Origin of the sequence: Enterobacter sp. Ap-1006 (genome assembly GCF_011752835.1) — a bacterium.
GTDB lineage: Bacteria > Pseudomonadota > Gammaproteobacteria > Enterobacterales > Enterobacteriaceae > Cedecea.
In genome coordinates, this window is the sequence record NZ_VWWU01000001.1 from 907,438 (window position 1) to 926,490 (window position 19,053).

The window sequence follows — 19,053 nt, forward strand, 5'->3', positions numbered from 1 at the left end:
TGAAAAAATTAAGGGGCGCAGTTTAACACGGAATTACCCGGGCGACGTACCGCCCGGGCTTGCGGTTCAGCGCGGAAGGGCGGTGCCCCACTGACGCCACTCTTTCGGCTCGCTTTCCAGCAGCAGGAAGTGTTTCCCGGCCTCTGCTTTAGGGGAAAGCGGGATCCCCGGCGGCGTCGCAAACGCAATGCCACCGCGAATAAACTGATTAAAGGTTCCGGTTTTCACCACGCCGCCAGTTAAGCCAAAGTCCAGGCTGTAGCCGGAAGCCAGCCAGAAGACGGAGTTGTCCCGGACCAAATGCTGGTAACGCTTGCTTATACGCAGGCCCACCATCACGCGGTCAGAGAGATTGCCGAGCGTCATGCCGGTTACCGTACCGACTTCAATCCCGCGGAAGAGAACCGGCGTGCCTATGCTCAGCGAGCCGGCTTCAGGCACTTCCAGCACGATGTTCAGCCCGTCGGAGTAACGAGAGTCGGTGATAGACGCTTCCTGCAGCTCGAAGTCGCGGCGGGGGTCACCTTTACCGGGTTCAACGTTGATGTAAGGCTGGAGGAGGGTATCAAGATGATCGACGCCCGCCGCAGAGATCTGCGGTGTGACAACGGAGAAGCGGGTGCCGGCGCGTGCGAAGGTAGACACATACTCAGGGTAAAGTACCTCTTTCGCTTCCACTTCGTTGCGGGATTGCGTCAGGTTCAGCGACTCAAGCTGGCCGATATCAATGCCCAGATAGCGAATTGGCATCCCGGCGGAAAGTTTTCCGGCATCGAAAGTGTGCAGCGTTATCTGGCTGCCCACCGCTCTTGCCGCGGTTTCAGAGGCGTACAGCACGCGTTTCTCACCTTTCACCTGCCCGACGCTGGCACCGCTCATGTTGTCAAAGCTGATGGCCCCTTTGAGTGCACGAGAGAGCGGGGAGGCCTGCACCGTTAGCCCGCTGCCGTTGAGCTGAACTTTTGCGCCACCTTCAGCCCAAAACACGGTGTTTGGCGTCAGTAGCTTGCGGTATTCCGGCTTGATGTGAACATCAATATCAAAGTTCTCGGCGCGAGGGCGGATGGTGATGATTTCGCCCACCTGGAATTTGCGGTACAGCACCACGGAGCCGGTCTGGATATCAGGCAGGCTGGAGGCCGTCAGCGTCAGAGTGGTGGTCGGGATGTCGCTCAGGCTGTTTTCAATCGCTTTTTCCAGGTTGGCATAAAGCGGATAACTGCTTTTCATCTCGCCTTTGCTGCCCGGCAGCACGCGTATACCGCCGTTGACCCATTCGTTAGCACTGGCGCCCAGGAATTCCACTCCGTCCATGCCGAGCTTCACATCAATGCGGCTGTTGACCACGAATTTGCTGTCGCCCTGCAGCAGATGGCGGTATTGCGGTTCAATGGCGACGGAGAACGTGACGCCTTTCGCTGACAGTGCCCGCGCCACCACCTGGCCGATTTGTATCCCGTGCAGGATAATCGGTTGTCCGGCATCAATGCCGTAGCTTTCAGGGGCCGTCAGCGAAAGCGTTAACACATTCGGCTGCTGGAGCGGTGTTTGATCGCTGGAGACCACGGTGAAGCGATCCTGCGGCTCGCCGTCACCCGGCACAAGTTCAAAGGTGCTGCCCGTGAGCAACGTGCTGATGCTTGGATTATCCAGCGAGATTTTTGGGCTACGGAGTTCGATGCGCGTGCCGCTACGCATCAGGCTAACCACGCCGGGGTCAACGGTCATTTCCCCTGTGACGGCACCGCCTGGATTGAGGTTTAACTTAGTCAGCGAACCCACCTCCAGCCCCTGATACATTAACTTAGTCGAGCCTGCTTTAAGGCCATCCCCGCTCGGGAGATCGAGGTTAATGATGACGCCGCGCTGGCTGTGCGCCAGGTCTTCGTAAAGGCCGAATTCATCATCTGCTTTGGCCGGTTCTGAATCGTCAGGGGAATCGAAAGCTATGGCCCCATTAACCAGGGCTGCCAGACTTTCTAGCTCAACTTTGGCTCCACTCAGGCCAACATCGGCCTTTACGCCGGACACATTCCAGAAACGGCTGCCTTTTTTTACCAGGCTGGTAAAGCGGCGATCGATAAGCACGTCGACGGTGACGCCCTGCTTGTTCTTATTGATGGCATAGTCATACACGCGGCCAACCGGAATTTTGCGGAAATAGACCAGCGACCCGCTGTTAAGGGAGCCTAAATCCGGGGCGTGGAGGTGAATCATCAGCTCGCCGTTATCCAGGCGATATTTGGGTTGGGTATCGAGGGCGGTAAAATGGTCACGCGGCTCGCCTTTACCCGGCATCATGCCGATGTAGTTCCCGCCTACCAGGGCATCAAGCCCGGATACCCCAGCGAGGGAAGCCTTCGGAGTTACCAGCCAGAATTGTGTGTCTTCCCGCAGCGCATCCTTCATATCGCTTTTGATGCTGACTTTGACTTCTATTTTACGCAGGTCATCGCTCAGGCTGATGTTTTGCACGGTACCCACTTCAACGCCCTGGTAGCGCACGGGCGTGCGGCCAGCGACTATCCCGTCGGCGGAGATGAAGTCGATGGTTACGGTGTTGCCGCGTTCCTGGTAAGTCGTCCAGATCAGCCAGCCGGCAATCAGTAACGCAATAACAGGTAATAACCAGAAAGGGGAAATCCGGCGTTTCGTTTTAATTCTCGCTTCAGTCGGTGAAGCGGGCGTTTCCTGACTCATGTGCGTCCCAAAGTAGTCGGCTATCCAGCCATTCGACGGCAAGAATAGTTAATATAACCGCCGCGCCAAAGAAGACTGCGGCGGGACCCATCGTAAAGGCTAACAGCTGGTCACGGTTAACCAGTGACATCATCAACGCGATGACAAACAGATCGAGCATAGACCAGCGGCCAATCCAGGTGACAAAGCGCAGCAATAAAATGCGGGTTCGTAATCCCTGCTGGCATTTGAAATGAATACTGATAAGTAGCGTAATTAATACAATAACTTTAGTAAACGGCACCAGGATACTGGCAATAAACACCACGGCAGCGACGGCGATATTGCTGTGCGCCAGGGAAATGATGCCCGAAAGAATGGTGTCTTCCTGGCGTGCCCCGTTCACGTAAATAATAGAAATCGGCAGCAGGTTAGCCGGAAGCAGGAAGACCAGGGAGGCAACCAGTGCAGCCCAGGATTTTTGTAAGCTTTGCTTACGGCGATGGTACAGCGGGATGTGGCAGCGAGGGCAGCGGCCTCGTTCGTCAGGAACGCCGGTAAAATGGCAGCCGAGGCAAACCCGCAGTTGCGCATTAAAGGCACGAGCCGGGCGCTGAGGGTAAAAACGTTCCCATAGCTGCTCAATGTTCAGGTGGATCATGGTCAACAGACTCAAGACCACCAGCGCAATAAAAGCGATCAGCCCTGGGCCGGGCTGGATAAACGCATACTCGCGAACCTTAATGCAGGCCACGCCAATGCCCACCAGATAGATATCCAGCATCACCCACTCTTTAAGCTTATCCAGCATCAGCAGTACCGGACGAAGGTTCATGCCGAGAATGTTGCCAAAACAGAGATAGGCAATAGCCGCGACCAGCGTGGCCGGTGCGCCGACCACGCAAAAGAGCACGACGGCAGCGGTAAGCACGTCTCCCTGGCTTGCCATCTGCCAAATGCCCTGCATAACGTTGGCATCAATACTCGAACCCAGGAGATAGATACGCAGCAGCGGATCGGAAAAGGCGACGGGCATGAGCACCAGCATCGCCACGGCCATCGCCCCCAGGCGCGTCAATGACCAGTCACGGCCATGATGCACTCTTGCATCACAACAGGGGCAGTAGGCACTTTGTGTTGATTTAACCTGGGGCAGAGAGAAAAGGGTATCGCATTGGGGACAACGCTGATAACGTGCCTGAGGCAATGCCTGACTGATGGCGTGTATTTTCATTGTGCGTCGTAAGCCGGGAGCGTTGTTATCTGAATGATGCATTTAGCCTATCGTAATTCATAAAATGATACACCTTGTGGCACCGTGCATTTAATGCTTATTTTAATATGCTACAAAGTAAAGCAAGACAACATAACGGTTATTTAATGAACAAAGAACAATTTTACGCGGATCTGAATCGCGATTTTAGTGCGTTAATGGCAGGTGAAACCAGCTTTCTTGCAACACTGGCGAATACCAGTGCGTTGCTCTTTGAGCGCCTTGAAGGCGTCAACTGGGCAGGATTCTACCTTCTCGAAGCCCAAACGCTAGTTCTGGGGCCCTTCCAGGGCAAAATTGCCTGCGTAAGAATCCCTGTCGGCAAGGGCGTATGCGGCACAGCCGTCGCAACAGGCACGATTCAGCGTGTGGAGGATGTGCATGCTTTCGACGGGCACATTGCCTGCGATGCGGCCAGCAATTCGGAAATTGTGCTGCCCCTGACGGTTGACGGCCAGACGATTGGTGTCCTGGATATCGACAGCACCGAGTATGGCCGTTTTTCGGAAGAAGACGAAATGGGTTTAAAAACCTTGATTTCGCGGCTTTCAGACGTGCTGAGCGGCACTGATTTTAAAAAATTCTTCCCTCGATAGCATGATAAGCAACGGATAACGTGGCATTTAGCGATGGCGTCATTATAATGTCGCCTGTTCATGCCTGCGACTTATTGGCAATTCCGTTGTAATCAGGAAATTTCATGGAAAATCAACCTAAGTTGAATAGCAGTAAAGAAGTTATCGCATTTTTGGCCGAGCGTTTCCCTCAATGTTTTAGCGCTGAAGGTGAAGCTCGTCCGTTGAAGATTGGTATCTTCCAGGATTTAGTCTCTCGTGTTGAAGGCGAAATGAGCCTCAGCAAAACACAGCTTCGTTCAGCGTTACGTCTCTATACGTCAAGCTGGCGCTACCTGTACGGCATCAAAGCTGGCGCGACTCGCGTCGATCTTGATGGCAACCCTTGCGGTGAGCTGGACGAACAGCATGTTGAACATGCACGTCAGCAGCTGGATGAAGCGAAAGCCCGCGTTCAGGCCCAGCGCGCTGAGCAACAGGCGAAGAAACGTGAAGCCGCGGCAGCCGCAGGCGTAACGGAAGACGCTCCACGTCGCGAACGCAAACCTCGTCCGGCGGCAGCACCGCGTCGTAAAGAAGGGGCAGAGCGTAAACCTCGCGCAGAAAAACCGGCACCTAAGGCACCTCGTGAAGAGCGTCGTACGCCGGTGACCGATATTTCTGCTCTGCAGGTTGGACAGGCCATTAAAGTCAAAGCCGGTAACAACGCAATGGATGCTACCGTACTGGAAATTACCAAAGATGGCGTCCGTGTACAGCTGACTTCTGGTATGGCAATGATCGTACGCGCAGAACACTTGCAGTTCTGAAACGGAGGCCTGACTCAGGCATGAACAAACTCTTTAAGCTTACGGCTATCGCCAGCCTGCTGTTCGTGGCAGGCAGTGCCCTGGCCCTGGACAACATTACCCGTGCTGACCAAATTCCTCAGTTAAAGGAAGAAGCTCAGCACGCTACGGTGAGTGAGCGTGTGACCTCGCGTTTTACGCGCTCGCATTACCGTCAGTTCGATCTGGATGCCAATTTCTCGGCAAAAATCTTTGACCGCTACCTGAACCTGCTGGATTACAGCCATAACGTGCTGTTAGCCAGCGACGTCGCCCAGTTCGCTGCGAAGAAAGGGCAGATCGGCGACGAGCTGCGTAGCGGTAAGCTCGATGTTTTTTACGACCTCTACAATCTGGGTCAGAAGCGCCGTTTTGAACGCTACCAGTACGCCCTGAAGGTGCTGGCGAAGCCGATGGATTTCACCGGTAACGACACCATCAATCTGGATCGCAGCAAGGCGCCGTGGCCAACGAGCGTCGATGAGCTGGATAAGCTCTGGGATGCGAAAGTTAAATACGACGAGCTGAGCCTGAAGCTGACCGGTAAAACCGAGCAGGAAATTCGTGAAACCCTGACCAAGCGCTATCAGTTTGCGATCCGCCGTCTGGCGCAAAGCAACAGTGAAGATGTGTTCTCGCTGGCGATGACCGCGTTTGCTCATGAGATTGACCCGCATACGAACTATCTCTCTCCGCGCAGCACCGAACAGTTCAACACCGAAATGAGCCTGTCTTTAGAAGGCATCGGGGCTGTGCTGCAAATGGACGATGATTATACGCTGATCAACTCCATGGTTGCCGGTGGTCCGGCGGCGAAGAGCAAGGCCATCACCGTCGGCGATCGTATTGTTGGCGTAGGCCAAACGGGTAAACCGATGGTTGACGTTATCGGCTGGCGTCTGGACGACGTTGTGGCGCTGATTAAAGGGCCAAAAGGCAGCAAAGTTCGCCTTGAAATCCTGCCAGCGGGCAAAGGCACTAAGACGCGTACCGTGACGCTGACCCGCGAACGTATTCGCCTCGAAGACCGCGCGGTTAAGATGTCTGTGAAGACAGTCGGCAAAGACAAAGTCGGCGTGCTGGATATTCCTGGCTTCTACGTTGGCCTCACTGATGATGTGAAGGTTCAACTGCAGAAACTGGAAAAACAGAACGTGAAGAGCGTAATTATCGATCTGCGTTCTAACGGCGGCGGGGCGCTGACTGAAGCGGTGTCCCTGTCCGGACTGTTTATCCCAAGTGGCCCGGTCGTTCAGGTCCGCGACAACAACGGTAAAGTCCGTGAAGATAGCGATACCGACGGCGTGGTCTACTACAAAGGGCCGCTGGTGGTGCTGGTTGACCGCTTTAGCGCCTCGGCATCTGAAATCTTTGCGGCGGCGATGCAGGATTATGGCCGCGCGCTGATTGTCGGCGAGCCGACCTTCGGGAAAGGCACCGTGCAGCAGTACCGTTCGCTGAATCGCATTTACGATCAGATGCTGCGTCCGGAATGGCCTGCGCTGGGCTCGGTTCAGTACACCATTCAGAAGTTCTACCGCATCAACGGCGGCAGCACTCAGCGGAAAGGTGTGACGCCGGACATCATGATGCCAACCGGGACTGAGCAAACTGAGACCGGCGAGAAGTTCGAAGACAACGCGTTGCCGTGGGACAGCATCAACGCAGCGACCTATGTAAAAACCGGTGACCTTACGCCGTTTGAACCTGAGTTGCTGAAGCTGCATCAGGACCGCATCGCCAAAGATCCTGAATTCCAGTACATCATGAAGGACATTGCTCGTTTCAATGCCCTGAAGGAAAAACGTAACGCTGTTTCTCTGAATTATGCGGTACGTGAAAAAGAGAATCAGGAAGACGACGCGACGCGCCTGGCCAGAATCAACGATCGCTTCAAGCGGGAAGGGAAAGCGCCGCTTAAGAAACTCGACGATTTACCGAAGGATTACCAGGAGCCCGACCCGTATCTCGACGAGACGGTACACATTGCCATCGATCTTGCCGGTATGGAGCAAGACAGGCCGGCTGAACAGCCGGCGGCGAAATAACCTCCCAGATGGGCACCAAAGCGGTGCCCATTTTTTTGCCCGTCCTCCGCGATGTAAGATAAATGCATACAAAATGTAAAGTTATGTATTATTAACCACTTGGGCGGGACGGATGCTTGAAAATAGGCGGCGCGCCCCTACGATGTGGGGGAGCGCAAAGAGCGTGTTTTTAACCGAGGTAAAAAGAAAATTATGATGCGTATCGGGCTTTTCCTGTTGACCAACCTTGCGGTAATGGTCGTTTTCGGGCTGGTGCTAAGCCTGACGGGGATCCAGTCGAGCAGCGTTCAGGGTCTGATGATCATGGCGGTGCTGTTTGGCTTTGGCGGCTCTTTTATTTCCCTGCTGATGTCAAAATGGATGGCATTACGTTCAGTAGGCGGTGAGGTGATTGAGCAACCTCGTAATGAAACTGAGCACTGGTTGATGGAAACCGTGCGTCGGCAGTCACAGCAGGCGGGTATCGCCATGCCGCAGGTTGCGATTTACCATGCGCCAGACATCAATGCTTTCGCCACCGGAGCGCGCCGTGACGCCTCTCTGGTTGCGGTCAGCACAGGTCTGCTGCAAAACATGAGTCGTGACGAAGCGGAAGCGGTTATCGCGCATGAAATCAGCCACATTGCCAATGGCGATATGGTCACCATGACGCTAATTCAGGGTGTAGTGAACACCTTCGTTATCTTTATCTCCCGTATCATCGCTCAGGTCGCTTCCGGCTTCCTGTCCGGGAACCGTGATGATAACGAAAGCAGCAACGGCAACCCGCTGATTTACTTTGCGGTGGCGACGGTGCTTGAACTGGTGTTTGGCATTCTGGCAAGCATCATCACCATGTGGTTCTCACGCCATCGTGAATTCCATGCCGACGCGGGTTCCGCGAAGCTTGTGGGCCGCGAGAAGATGATTGCTGCGCTGCAGCGCCTGAAAACCAGCTACGAGCCGCAGGAAGCCAGCAGCATGATGGCGTTTTGCATCAACGGTAAGGCTAAGTCAATGAGCGAACTGTTCATGACTCACCCACCGCTGGACAAACGTATCGAAGCGCTGCGCAGCGGTGAATACCTGAAGTAACCGGAAGGTTGAAGTGAAAAAGCGTGCCCACGTGGCACGCTTTTTTTATGCCTGAGCCCGAGGCTGGGACATTCGCAACCCGCTGACGACGGCGGCAATGGTGGCAAATATGCCTGCAAGAATCAGCGAGGCATGCGTCCCACTGTTACCAAACAAGTTAAACATTAGCGCGACCAGTGCAGCCCCACAGCTTTGCCCGAGCAGGCGAGCTGTCCCCAGCATTCCGCTTGCCCCTCCGCTGCGATGGCGGGGCGCCGAGGAGATAATGGTGTGGTTATTCGGGGACTGGAAGAGGCCGAATCCTGCCCCACACAGCACCATACGCCAGATAATATTCAGGTCAGACGGATCGTGCGGGAGCATGGCCAAAGCAAACAGGCCGCAGGCCATCACTAAAAGCCCTACGGCGCCCATCAGGCCGGCATGAACACGTTCGATAAGATAACCGGCCAGCGGGGCCATCACCATCGTCGCCAGCGGCCACGGCGTTAACAGCAGACCGGTTTCAACCTCACTCCGGCCCAGGACGGTTTGCAAGAAAAAGGGCAGTGAAACCAGCGCCAGCATTTGAGCGCCGAACGAACATATTGATGTGCCGATAGACAGCGAAAAAATCGGGATTCGCAGCAGGTCTACCGGCAGTAGAGGGAACGGCAAGCTAAGCTGGCGACGGATGAAGAAATAGCCAATCACGACAAGCGCAACCAGCTCACCGATAATGACTGACCCCGGCTGGCCCTGTGAAAAACCACCGATCGCTGAAATCAGCAGACCGAAGGTGAGGGCATTCATCACCGCACTCGGGATATCAAAACGCTGCCCCTGGGATTTTTGCTGATTTGGAGGTAAATAGCGCAGCGCCAGAATCAGCGAAACGATGCCAATCGGCACATTGATTAAAAACAGCCACTGCCAGGAGGCCACCGAAAGAATCGCGGCGGCAACGGTGGGACCTGCCGCGGAGGAGACGGCAACGATAAATGAATTGACCCCCATCCCACGACCAAGAAAACGTTGAGGATAAATGAGGCGTATCAAGGCGGTATTTACGCTCATCAGCGCCGCACCGCCAAAGCCTTGCAGTACGCGGGCAAAGGTGAGCATCGGTAATGAAGTTGAGACGGCACAAAACAGTGAGGTCAGGCAGAACAGGACCAGACCGCATTGATAGATACGGCGGTAGCCAAAAATATCGCCGAGAAACGAAAGCGACAGCAGCGAGACAATAATCGCTATTTGATAAGCGTTAACCACCCAAATAGATTCCGCCGGGCTGGCATTCAAATCGTGCGCAATGGTAGGCAGGGCAACGTTAGCAATAGCGCCGTCCAGCACGGCCATCATAATGCCGAGCGCGATGGTGAAAATGGCGCCATAACGCTGGGGCGTAGGCAAGCCGTCGGACACTGATTTATCCATACTTTGAAAAGGCTGTCTGAAGTCGTTAGGAGGGTAATGATTTTATCATTAATTAATCTCGCTGATGCCGCAGATTTGTAACGAATCAGCAGGCTTTGATTGCGACACTCACGGGGCATCAATATACTAAAAAGCAGTTCTGATTTTTATAAAACAATAACACCCGAGGTGATGTATGGCACTCTCAGACTCCGACAAACAGCCCGATGCAGTCTCTTCCGTGCTGAAGGTTTTCGGCATCCTGCAGGCGCTTGGGGAAGAAAAAGAGATTGGGATAACCGAACTTTCTCAGCGTGTGATGATGTCCAAGAGTACCGTGTATCGCTTTTTGCAGACCATGAAGTCCCTGGGCTATGTCTCTCAGGAAGGCGAGTTAGAGAAATATGCGCTGACGCTGAAGCTTTTTGAGCTTGGCAGCAGCGCCCTGCAGAACGTTGATCTTGTCCGCAGTGCAGACATACAGATGCGAGAGCTCTCCCGGCGAACCAAAGAGGCGATTCACCTCGGGGCGCTGGACGACAGCAGTATTGTCTATATCCATAAAATTGACTCGCTCTATAATTTACGCATGTATTCCCGCGTAGGGCGTCGGAATCCTTTGTACAGTACTGCAATAGGGAAGGTTTTGCTGGCCTGGCGACCGCGCGAGGAGATTCTGGATATTCTCTCTGACGTAGAATATGTCCGCAGCACGGAACGCACTATTGTCAGTACTGAAGCGCTTCTCCCGGTGCTTGATCTAGTGCGTGAGCAGGGGTATGGCGAAGATAACGAAGAACAGGAAGAAGGCATTCGCTGCGTGGCGGTACCGGTGTTTGATCGTTTTGGTACTGTCATTGCGGGAATGAGTATTTCATTTCCAACGCTTCGCTATTCGGATGAGGGACTGTCTGAATACGTTAGTCTTCTTCATCAGGCTGCGCGTGCGCTGTCAGAGCAAATGGGCTATCACCACTCTCCTTTCTGATTTTGTTAAAGTGGGCCGCACAGAACACTCGGCCCTTTAGTTCTAACCATTATCAATCGGCGTGTCGACCTTACGCAGCAGTGGGCAGTTGGTCAGGCCAATAATTCCGCTGTCGGTATGAATAAACTGTGCTGTCACGGTATTACGCGCCGTCAGGTACTTGCATTGCAATCCCAGTCCGGCCGCATTTTCTTTGCTGCCAATCAAAACGCCATAGCCTGAAAGCAACAGGCCAATCCAGATGATGGCAATAACAATGATGGTACGAATAATCGCTCGCATACTGACCTCAAACATCAATCCAATCCTGCATCAACCCTACTCTGAATCATTGACGTCACAATCTGATGATTCTGAAATGAAAAAGCAGGAAACGTTACTTATGGTTTAGTTGGTTAGTGTTAAATTAGCGAAATTCTATGGTCAAGAGGTGGCGATGTAGTGAGAAAGTACAGATGGGTGATCGTTCTGGTGATTGTTGTTACCTGCCTGCTGCTATGGACTCAAATGATAAATGTGATGTGCGACCAGGATGTGCAATTTTTCAGCGGCATTTGTACCATTAATAAATTTATCCCCTGGTAGTGATTTGTCTCTCTCTGCCTCAGGTGTAGAATGCGTTTTTTTTGAGGTGGTAAGATGAACGAACTGGGTGTTAGTGCTTTAAGTATCATGCCGCTGGCAATCTCGCTGGTGACGTTGATTGTCGGTCTTGTCCTGTGGTTTTTTGTCAATCGTTCCAGTAGCCGTGCAAACGAGCAGATTGCGCTGCTTGAAGAGCTGGTTGATTTACAGAAACGTCAAAATGCCCTGCTGCGTCGCCTGTGCGAAGCCAACGAACCCGAGCCGGAACACAAACCGACTGCGAAGGCTGAAGAAGAAAATGACGACGACTTTGTTCGTCTGGTAGCGGAACGCTAATCAGGCTGGAGGTGGGATGAGCTGGAAAAACCCCTGGTACAATCCGCAGTTATCCCACCATCTACCTGATGGGTTTTGTAACGCTGAGCCTGCAGTCCGGCAACCTGGCGACGTCCAAAGGTGGCGGCAGGAGCGCAAAGCGCAGAATCTGCCGCATCCTCCCGGTGAAGGTTATTCCGCGTTTATTGAACGCTGGTGGCAACAGGCCGAACTGAGCGGTAGCGATGACCGCATATGGTGGCTGGGCCATGCCAGCCTGTTATTGCGGCTTAATGGTCATTTTTTGCTGACCGATCCGGTATTTTCCCGTCGCGCTTCCCCGGTTTCTTTTGCCGGCCCTGTCCGGCGAACCGAAGTCCCGCTCGACCTTAACCAGTTGCCTCGACTTGATGCGGTACTCATCTCCCATAACCACTACGACCATCTGGACAAAAAAACTGTCCGTCGCTTGATCAAGCGTTTTCCCGACGTGCATTTTTTTGTGCCCCTGGGCTTGAAAGCATGGTTCAGCCAGCGCGGCATTGAGCAGGTAACAGAGCTGGACTGGTGGCAAAGCTTTAACTGGTGCGGCATGGTTTTCACCGCCGTGCCTGCCCGGCACTGGAGTATGCGAACGTTTTGGGATCGTAACCGTTCGCTCTGGTGCGGCTGGGTTGTGGAGCAGGGGAATTTGCGCTTCTGGTTCAGCGGTGATTCGGGTTATACCCCGTCTCTGGCGGAGATCGCAAAACGGCTGGGGCCATTTGACATGGCTGCATTGCCGATCGGGGCCTATGAGCCTCGCTGGTTTATGGGCGATCATCATATGGATCCGCAACAGGCGGTGACTTTATGGCAAGCAATTGGCAAGCCTGAAACAATTCCTATCCACTGGGGCGTATTTGAGCTGGCCGATGAGTCTCTCGATAAACCGCCGCAGGAATTGCTGGCGGCCCTGCGTGAGAAAGGGGAAAGCGATGATCTGTTTTCACCGCTGCGTATTGGTCAAAGTTTGCCCCTAACAAAAAATAAGAATTAATTATTATTGCCCGTGCAGAGAGCTTTATTTCTATTTGGCTAAATTAACGCCTGATAATCATGCCTTAAATTCCATCGAAACGTTTTTATTGCCTTATCCTGGGGCAAGGTGTCATTAAACTTTCATTATTTTGGTGCAGAATATGTGGTCTGTTGTACAGGCTTTATTCGGTGGACATAAAAAATACAGGGATAAAATCCGGGTATCGAACGCGATGACTGGCTTTAGGTTGATTTGTGCATAGGTATGCATAAAAAATCATAAAGATATATCCTTCAAAAAGGATTTTATTGTTCATGTGTCTGGACGAAAAGTGCACTTTACGCTAAGGTTCAGAAGTTGTCGGAATGTTGTTAAAACACAATCTGTTGCGACAATCTTGTGTAGTGAAAATATATATCAAAAAGCGCAGATTACTTTCCCAAAGTAATCGTGTAATTTTCTGAATCTGTGCGGCAGATCGACACATGCTTAAAAATGGCTTGCCATTGTTTACGTTGTGTGTGATAACACGTTGGGTTAAACGAGGTACAGTTCTGTTTATGTGTGGCATTTTCAGTAAAGAAGACCTGAGTAAACACGTTGTCGTTGAATACCGCTTCTCTGCCGAGCCTTATATTAGTGCCTCATGCAGTAATGTCTCTGTTTTATCTAAGTTATGCCTGCGGGCGAAGAATACAATCTAAGGAATTTGCAAAATGGCAAAGATTAAAGGTCAAGTTAAGTGGTTCAACGAGTCTAAAGGTTTTGGTTTCATTACTCCAGCAGACGGCAGCAAAGATGTATTCGTACACTTCTCTGCAATCCAGGGTAACGGCTTCAAAACTCTGGCTGAAGGCCAGAACGTTGAATTCGAAATCCAGGACGGCCAGAAAGGCCCTGCTGCAGTTAACGTGACTGCCATCTAATTCTTCTGGATTAGAGCTCAGGCGCGAATAACGCCGAATTGAGATAAAAGCCCCGTTCCGACGGGGCTTTTTCATTTCTGTTGCTAATCTACTGTTTTTCAAGCTATTAACAAATTGAATCATTTGTTGCCTCTTGTTGCAAAGCTGCGAAGGTTTTAGCACTGTTCTCCCGGCAAAATGTCTGGGATCTGGTTAAATCTTTCAATCGCTTAGGCTCCTCAAGGAATAGTTGTGAAGAAGGGTGTCCCCGTATTAACCGGTAATTTTATCCAGTGGCGTTTTGGGCTTCTGTGTGTGGCCATCACCGGGAGTTTGGTGTTCCTGCTCGGACGTATCGCCTGGCTGCAAATTATCTCCCCGGATAACCTGGTTAAACAGGAGGATATGCGTTCCCTGCGCGAGGAGCCGATTGAGGTGCCCCGTGGGATGATCGAAGATCGCAACGGAAAACCGCTGGCGGTCAGTGTGCCGGTCGAGGCTGTGTGGGCCGATCCCAAAACGGTTATGGAGAAAGGCGGCGTACTGGTTAACAGCCGCTGGCAGGCGCTGGCCTCGGCGCTGCACGTCCCTTTGAGCGAGATTGCCGCGCGTATTCACAGCAACGAGCGTGGTCGTTTTATCTATCTTGCGCGCCAGCTGGATCCCCAGCAGGCACAATACATCGACAAACTAAATATCCCTGGTATTGCGCTGCGCGATGAATCTCGCCGCTTTTATCCCGCAGGCCGGGTTGGGGCAAACCTGATCGGCTTCACCAATATTGACGATCAGGGCATTGAAGGGATCGAGAAAAGCTTTAACCAGCAGCTGACCGGTAAAGAAGGTGAGCGCCTGGTACGTAAAGACCGTTACGGCCATGTTGTAGAGAATATTACTGAGAACCCTGCCAGCCCGGCGCATAATATCCAGCTCAGCATCGATGAACGGCTGCAAACCGTGACTGAAGATGCGCTCAGCAACGCCGTGTCCTGGAACAAAGCCGAGTCAGGCGCCGCGGTGGTCATTGATGTGCAGACCGGTGAAGTTCTGGCGATGGCTAACTACCCGACTTTTAATCCGAACAACCGCGATGACGCAAAGCTCGACGATTTCCGTAACCGTGCGATAAGCGACACTTTCGAACCCGGTTCAACCGTAAAACCGATGGTGGTAATGACCGCGCTGCAGCAGGGAATTGTCCGGCCTGACAGCGTTATTGATACTCATCCATTTACACTGGACGGGCACCACATTCGTGACGTGGGGTATTACCCGCAGCTCACCCTGACAGGCGTGCTACAAAAATCGAGCGATACCGGCGTGTCCCGTCTTTCACTGGCGATGCCGATTCAGAATATTTGGGACACTTATCATAAATTTGGCTTTGGCGTCCCCACCGCAATCGGCCTGACGGGGGAAAGCCGCGGCCTGTTGCCGGTGCGCCAGCGCTGGGGAGAACTGGATCGCGCCACTTTCGCATTTGGCTATGGCCTGATGGTGACCCCGCTGCAGCTGGCTCATGTTTACGCCACGATCGGCAGCTTTGGCATTTCCCGGCCGCTCTCCATCACCCGCGTAGACCCGCCGGTGGAAGGGAAAAGGGTTATGCCTGAAGAAATCGTGCATGAAGTGGAACATATGATGGAGAGCGTGGCGCTGCCCGGCGGCGGGGGCGTTAAGGCAGCAGTTCATGGCTACCGTGTGGCGGTGAAAACGGGCACAGCCAAAAAGATCGGTCCTGATGGCAAATATATAGATCAGTACATTGCGTACACGGCTGGCGTGGCGCCGGCCAGTAATCCTCGCTATGCTCTGGTGGTGGTGATTAACGATCCTTCCAACGGGAAGTACTACGGCGGTGCGGTTTCTGCCCCTGTTTTCAGCCAAATCATGGGTGATGTTTTACGTCTGGAAAATATTGAGCCGGACGGGCTGCCCGCCGGAGACAACAGCATTATGGTACTGAACAAAATGGAGAATGACCGCGCCGCCATGTAGCGGTTTGGCAAAAGGGGCGCTAAAATTGCGCCCTTTGTTGTTTCCGGAGTTTTTTATGTCCTGGCTTTGCCCACTCTGCCATTCCGTGCTTAGCGCCAGCGCGAACAGCTATCGTTGCCCTCAGGGCCATCAATTTGATATTGCCAAAGAAGGCTACGTTAATTTGCTGCCCGTTCAGCATAAACGTTCGAAAGACCCGGGTGACAGCGCGGAAATGATGCAGGCTCGCCGGGCATTCCTCGACGCCGGACATTATCAGCCTCTACGCGATACCGTTTGCCAGCTGTTAAAAGAGATAGCGCCCTCGGCGCTATTGGATATTGGCTGTGGGGAAGGGTATTACACGGCGGGATTTGCGTCGGTTGTGGCAGATAACGGGGGTGAAACCTGGGGGCTGGATGTTTCAAAAGCTGCGATTCGCTACGCCGCCAAACGCTACCGTGAAGTTAAATTTTGCGTAGCATCCAGCCACCGCCTGCCGTTTGCCGACGAGAGTATGGACTCGATTGTGCGCATTTTTGCACCCTGCAAGGGCGAAGAGCTTGCCCGGGTCGTGAAGCGTGGCGGCGTAGTGGTGACAGCCACGCCTGGCCCACGCCATTTGATGCAGCTAAAAGGGCTGATTTATCATGATATTGTCTTGCACAGTGAAGAGGTTGAATCTATGCCGGGCTTTACGCTGCAGCAGACGCTTCAGCCTGGCTGGATGATGAACCTGCGTGGGCATGAGGCTGCCGCTCTGCTGCAAATGACGCCGTTCGCCTGGCGCGCCCGCCCGGAAGTCTGGGACGGGCTGAAAACAGAAACGGCATTTAGCTGTGAAACTGACTTTGTGGTGCGGGTCTGGCAGCGCGATTGATCAGTTAAAAGGGGCGAAGTGGCTGTACATGATCTGGCAGCCGATGCCTATCAGCACGATACCGCCTAGGATCTCGGCGCGTTTGCCTAACATAGGCCCGATAAAGCGGCCGACCATTATCCCCAGCGTGGACATAGTCGCGGTAGCGCAGCCGATGGCTAGCGCAGTCTGAATAATATTGACCTGCAGGAAGGCAAGCCCAACGCCTACGGCCATTGCATCAAGACTGGTGGCAATCGCGGTGGTCACCAGCAGCCAAAAACCGTGGCGATGAATTTTAGGCGCATCTTCCTGAGCTGCCCCGCGGAAGCCTTCCAGCACCATACGCCCGCCGAGGAACACCAGCAGAATAAAGGCCACCCAATGGTTCCATTCCAGCACAACTTTGCTCGCCAGCAGGCCAAGGCCCCAGCCGATAAGCGGAGTAATGGCTTCAATGACGCCAAAGATCAAACCGGTACGGAGGGCTTCTGAGAATTTAGGTTTGTGTAGAGTGGCGCCTTTGCCGATGGAAGCGGCGAATGCGTCCATGGACATGCCGAAAGCAAGCAGGATTGTTGCGGAGAGATTCATCGTTACGCCTCAGTTGGGAATATCCATATACACGCAAACCATCCCCAACTTTACGATGGCGCGTGCCTATGGTCTCGCCTACTCAGAACTCTGAGGCGTACATGCCACGTTAATCTCAGGAGCGGATATAACGAGTATGTTGACATGTACATTTCTGCCTGTGGCAGAAATCGGCTACTCCCCAACGACGGGCGCAACCTTAACATATTTTTTTAAATTAAAACAATCTTTGAATTCTATTTTTCTGATCATTTATTGATAACGATTTTCGTTTTAATGAGACATGCAATGAAAAGGTTAAAATAAAGCCATATAAATCTTATGAAATAGCAAAGGCTATGTTTCAATTGATGAAAAATAGCCCGCCAATATAGACATTGCTATAATTGTAACTTACTGAGTTGAAACCATTAGTTTGTAAATTTTTTCGAGGTCATCAATATTCTTTACGCGAATCAATAAGCGCCGCTGTTCTAATTGCATCACCAGCACGCCATCTTCCGATAAATTCATTTCTTTAATGCGGTTATATTCCACCCAAACATTGGCGAAGAAAAAACCATGACTTTTGAAGACGATCTTCGGTTGCCTGAACCAGGAAAGATAAATGGCCATGAGCGCCAGAGCAGATAATAACCATGTGGTTAGCGGGGTACCGTGCGAGGTCACGTTGTTATAGATAAGAATGCCGACAAGAAAGACAAAGATGGCGCTGTCCACGCGATTGCGGCGAAGCAGGGGGATTTTGAGCAGGGTTTTGCCCTTTAGTTTGTCCATCACAAACTCATCGTAAACGGCAAAAGCCAGCAGCAACGCGATAAACACAACCAGCACGACATCCGTTAACGTCATGAAACTTCCCCTTAGAGATAAAAAAACGGGGGCTGAATGCCCCCGGCTGACTGCTGACAAACCTCTGGCGACAGAAGAAGTACCAGATGGCCCGTTAAAACAAACTGGAAAATCAATTCATTGATTTTCGGCTGATAACAACAAAGAGGGAAAAACCATGCTTTTTCTCTCTTTGTTAACAACATCACGGGGGCTGAATGCCCCCGTTTGTCAGAACAAATTACAGACCCAGCAGGCCAATAGCGTAACCCACAATGCCGATCACAAAGAAGCCCATAATGATCCACAGCGCGTTGACTTTTTTGCGCAGCAGCCACATACAGGCAAAGGTCAGCAGTAGCGGTACCAGGCCCGGCATCAGCTGGTCGAGGATCGTTTGCACGGTGGTCACTTTAACGGCCCCGGTCTGGTCGGTAATTTTTGACACCACCAGCGGGATGTTAACGTGCGTCCATTTGTTAACTAACGCCCCCATGACAAAGAGGCCGAGAATAGACGCCCCTTCCGTCAGTTTTTGCAGGAAGCCGCCGCCCATATCCTTAACGATATCGACGCCTTTACGGTAGCCATAGGCCACGCCATAGTAGCGGGTCAGCAGGCGCACCGCGTTGAACAGAATAAAGAACAGCAGCGGGCCAAGCAGGCTACCGCTCATGGCGATACCGGCACCCAGGGCAGCAAAGACCGGGCGGACGGTACCCCAGAAGATAGGGTCGCCTACGCCGGCCAGCGGCCCCATCAGGCCAACTTTGATGCCGTTAATCGCACCGTCATCAATTTCTGCGCCATTAGCACGCTGCTCTTCCATTGCCAGCGTTACGCCAAGTACCGGGGCGGCAACGTAAGGGTGGGTGTTAAAGAATTCCAGATGGCGCTTGATAGCCTGGCGACGGGCGTCGTTGTTTTCCGGGTACAGGCGTTTGATAACCGGCACCATACAGAAGCAGAAGCCTAACGCCTGCATACGTTCGAAGTTCCATGAGCCCTGGAACAGGTTAGAACGCAGGAATACGCCACGGATATCACTCTGGGTGATTTTCTTCTCAGTCGTTAATTTAGTGGAATCAACCATTTCGCTCACCT

General features: G+C 52.7%; 19 protein-coding genes and 1 riboswitch. Of the genes, 12 read left to right on the plus strand and 7 right to left on the minus strand.

The genetic code is table 11. The features are described 5' to 3' along the window. Positions 1–66: 66 nt before the first annotated feature. Positions 67–2,700 carry a PqiB family protein gene (locus tag F3J28_RS04245; RefSeq protein ID WP_166873079.1) on the minus strand — a complete coding sequence of 878 codons (2,634 nt, stop codon included), beginning with the start codon at positions 2,698–2,700 and terminating at the stop codon, positions 67–69. After that, positions 2,669–3,913 (minus strand): membrane integrity lipid transport subunit YebS, encoded by a 1,245-nt coding sequence (yebS, locus tag F3J28_RS04250; protein WP_434082333.1) that lies wholly within the window; start codon positions 3,911–3,913, stop codon positions 2,669–2,671. The genes F3J28_RS04245 and yebS overlap by 32 nt, the downstream gene beginning before the upstream one ends. 146 nt (positions 3,914–4,059) lie before the next feature. Between yebS and msrC the strand changes: the two genes are divergently transcribed. The 4 genes from msrC to htpX all read left to right on the plus strand — a co-directional run bounded on the left by msrC (position 4,060) and on the right by htpX (position 8,476). Further along, complete coding sequence (gene msrC, locus F3J28_RS04255; RefSeq protein WP_166873085.1) at positions 4,060–4,548, plus strand: free L-methionine (R)-S-oxide reductase MsrC; 489 nt, start codon at positions 4,060–4,062, stop codon at positions 4,546–4,548. A gap of 104 nt (positions 4,549–4,652) precedes the next feature. Next, positions 4,653–5,336, plus strand: a complete 684-nt coding sequence (gene proQ / locus F3J28_RS04260) for an RNA chaperone ProQ (protein WP_166873089.1) — start codon at positions 4,653–4,655, stop codon at positions 5,334–5,336. A 20-nt stretch (positions 5,337–5,356) separates the two neighbouring features. Further along, positions 5,357–7,402 carry a carboxy terminal-processing peptidase gene (prc, locus tag F3J28_RS04265; RefSeq protein WP_008454005.1) on the plus strand — a complete coding sequence of 682 codons (2,046 nt, stop codon included), beginning with the start codon at positions 5,357–5,359 and terminating at the stop codon, positions 7,400–7,402. 192 nt (positions 7,403–7,594) lie between these two features. Next, complete coding sequence (gene htpX / locus F3J28_RS04270; protein WP_008454007.1) at positions 7,595–8,476, plus strand: protease HtpX; 882 nt, start codon at positions 7,595–7,597, stop codon at positions 8,474–8,476. 45 nt (positions 8,477–8,521) lie between these two features. Here the strand turns inward: htpX and F3J28_RS04275 are convergent, their stop codons facing one another. Next, a complete protein-coding gene (locus tag F3J28_RS04275) occupies positions 8,522–9,895 on the minus strand; it encodes an MFS transporter (protein WP_034807375.1) in 1,374 nt (457 codons plus the stop codon). Positions 9,896–10,070: 175 nt separating this feature from the next. Between F3J28_RS04275 and kdgR the strand changes: the two genes are divergently transcribed. Next, on the plus strand, positions 10,071–10,862 hold the full coding sequence (gene kdgR / locus F3J28_RS04280; RefSeq protein ID WP_166873092.1) for a DNA-binding transcriptional regulator KdgR: 792 nt from the start codon (positions 10,071–10,073) through the stop codon (positions 10,860–10,862). A gap of 42 nt (positions 10,863–10,904) precedes the next feature. Here kdgR and F3J28_RS04285 read toward each other — a convergent pair whose 3' ends face one another. Then, the gene (locus F3J28_RS04285) at positions 10,905–11,144 is read right to left on the minus strand and encodes a YobH family protein (protein WP_008454013.1); all 240 of its coding nucleotides are present in this window, start codon (positions 11,142–11,144) and stop codon (positions 10,905–10,907) included. 159 nt (positions 11,145–11,303) lie between these two features. On the opposite strand from F3J28_RS04285, the gene mgrB reads away from it, so the two are divergent. The 7 genes from mgrB to rlmA all read left to right on the plus strand — a co-directional run bounded on the left by mgrB (position 11,304) and on the right by rlmA (position 16,545). After that, positions 11,304–11,447 (plus strand): PhoP/PhoQ regulatory lipoprotein MgrB, encoded by a 144-nt coding sequence (gene mgrB, locus F3J28_RS04290; protein WP_008454016.1) that lies wholly within the window; start codon positions 11,304–11,306, stop codon positions 11,445–11,447. A 54-nt stretch (positions 11,448–11,501) separates the two neighbouring features. Then, positions 11,502–11,783, plus strand: a complete 282-nt coding sequence (locus F3J28_RS04295) for a YebO family protein (protein ID WP_008454018.1) — start codon at positions 11,502–11,504, stop codon at positions 11,781–11,783. Positions 11,784–11,799: 16 nt separating this feature from the next. Next, positions 11,800–12,801 carry an MBL fold metallo-hydrolase gene (locus tag F3J28_RS04300; RefSeq protein ID WP_166873095.1) on the plus strand — a complete coding sequence of 334 codons (1,002 nt, stop codon included), beginning with the start codon at positions 11,800–11,802 and terminating at the stop codon, positions 12,799–12,801. Between the two features lie 542 nt (positions 12,802–13,343). After that, positions 13,344–13,487 carry a DUF2627 domain-containing protein gene (locus tag F3J28_RS04305; RefSeq protein ID WP_008454022.1) on the plus strand — a complete coding sequence of 48 codons (144 nt, stop codon included), beginning with the start codon at positions 13,344–13,346 and terminating at the stop codon, positions 13,485–13,487. Between the two features lie 12 nt (positions 13,488–13,499). Continuing rightward, on the plus strand, positions 13,500–13,709 hold the full coding sequence (cspE, locus tag F3J28_RS04310; protein ID WP_001062678.1) for a transcription antiterminator/RNA stability regulator CspE: 210 nt from the start codon (positions 13,500–13,502) through the stop codon (positions 13,707–13,709). A gap of 231 nt (positions 13,710–13,940) precedes the next feature. After that, positions 13,941–15,686: a peptidoglycan DD-transpeptidase FtsI2/PBP3(PARA) gene (gene ftsI2 / locus F3J28_RS04315; protein ID WP_008454025.1), complete on the plus strand. Its 1,746-nt coding sequence runs from the start codon at positions 13,941–13,943 to the stop codon at positions 15,684–15,686. 55 nt (positions 15,687–15,741) lie between these two features. Continuing rightward, entirely contained in the window at positions 15,742–16,545 is an 804-nt protein-coding gene (gene rlmA, locus F3J28_RS04320) for a 23S rRNA (guanine(745)-N(1))-methyltransferase (RefSeq protein WP_166873097.1), read from the plus strand. Here the strand turns inward: rlmA and mntP are convergent, their stop codons facing one another. The 3 genes from mntP to F3J28_RS04335 form a co-directional block, all read right to left on the minus strand. Further along, complete coding sequence (gene mntP / locus F3J28_RS04325; protein ID WP_166873100.1) at positions 16,546–17,118, minus strand: manganese efflux pump MntP; 573 nt, start codon at positions 17,116–17,118, stop codon at positions 16,546–16,548. 6 nt (positions 17,119–17,124) lie between these two features. Continuing rightward, positions 17,125–17,313: riboswitch (yybP-ykoY riboswitch) on the minus strand. A 198-nt stretch (positions 17,314–17,511) separates the two neighbouring features. Next, positions 17,512–17,970, minus strand: a complete 459-nt coding sequence (locus F3J28_RS04330; protein WP_166873103.1) for a DUF986 family protein — start codon at positions 17,968–17,970, stop codon at positions 17,512–17,514. Between the two features lie 220 nt (positions 17,971–18,190). After that, on the minus strand, positions 18,191–19,042 hold the full coding sequence (locus F3J28_RS04335) for a PTS mannose transporter subunit IID (RefSeq protein WP_008454033.1): 852 nt from the start codon (positions 19,040–19,042) through the stop codon (positions 18,191–18,193). Positions 19,043–19,053 lie beyond the last annotated feature (11 nt).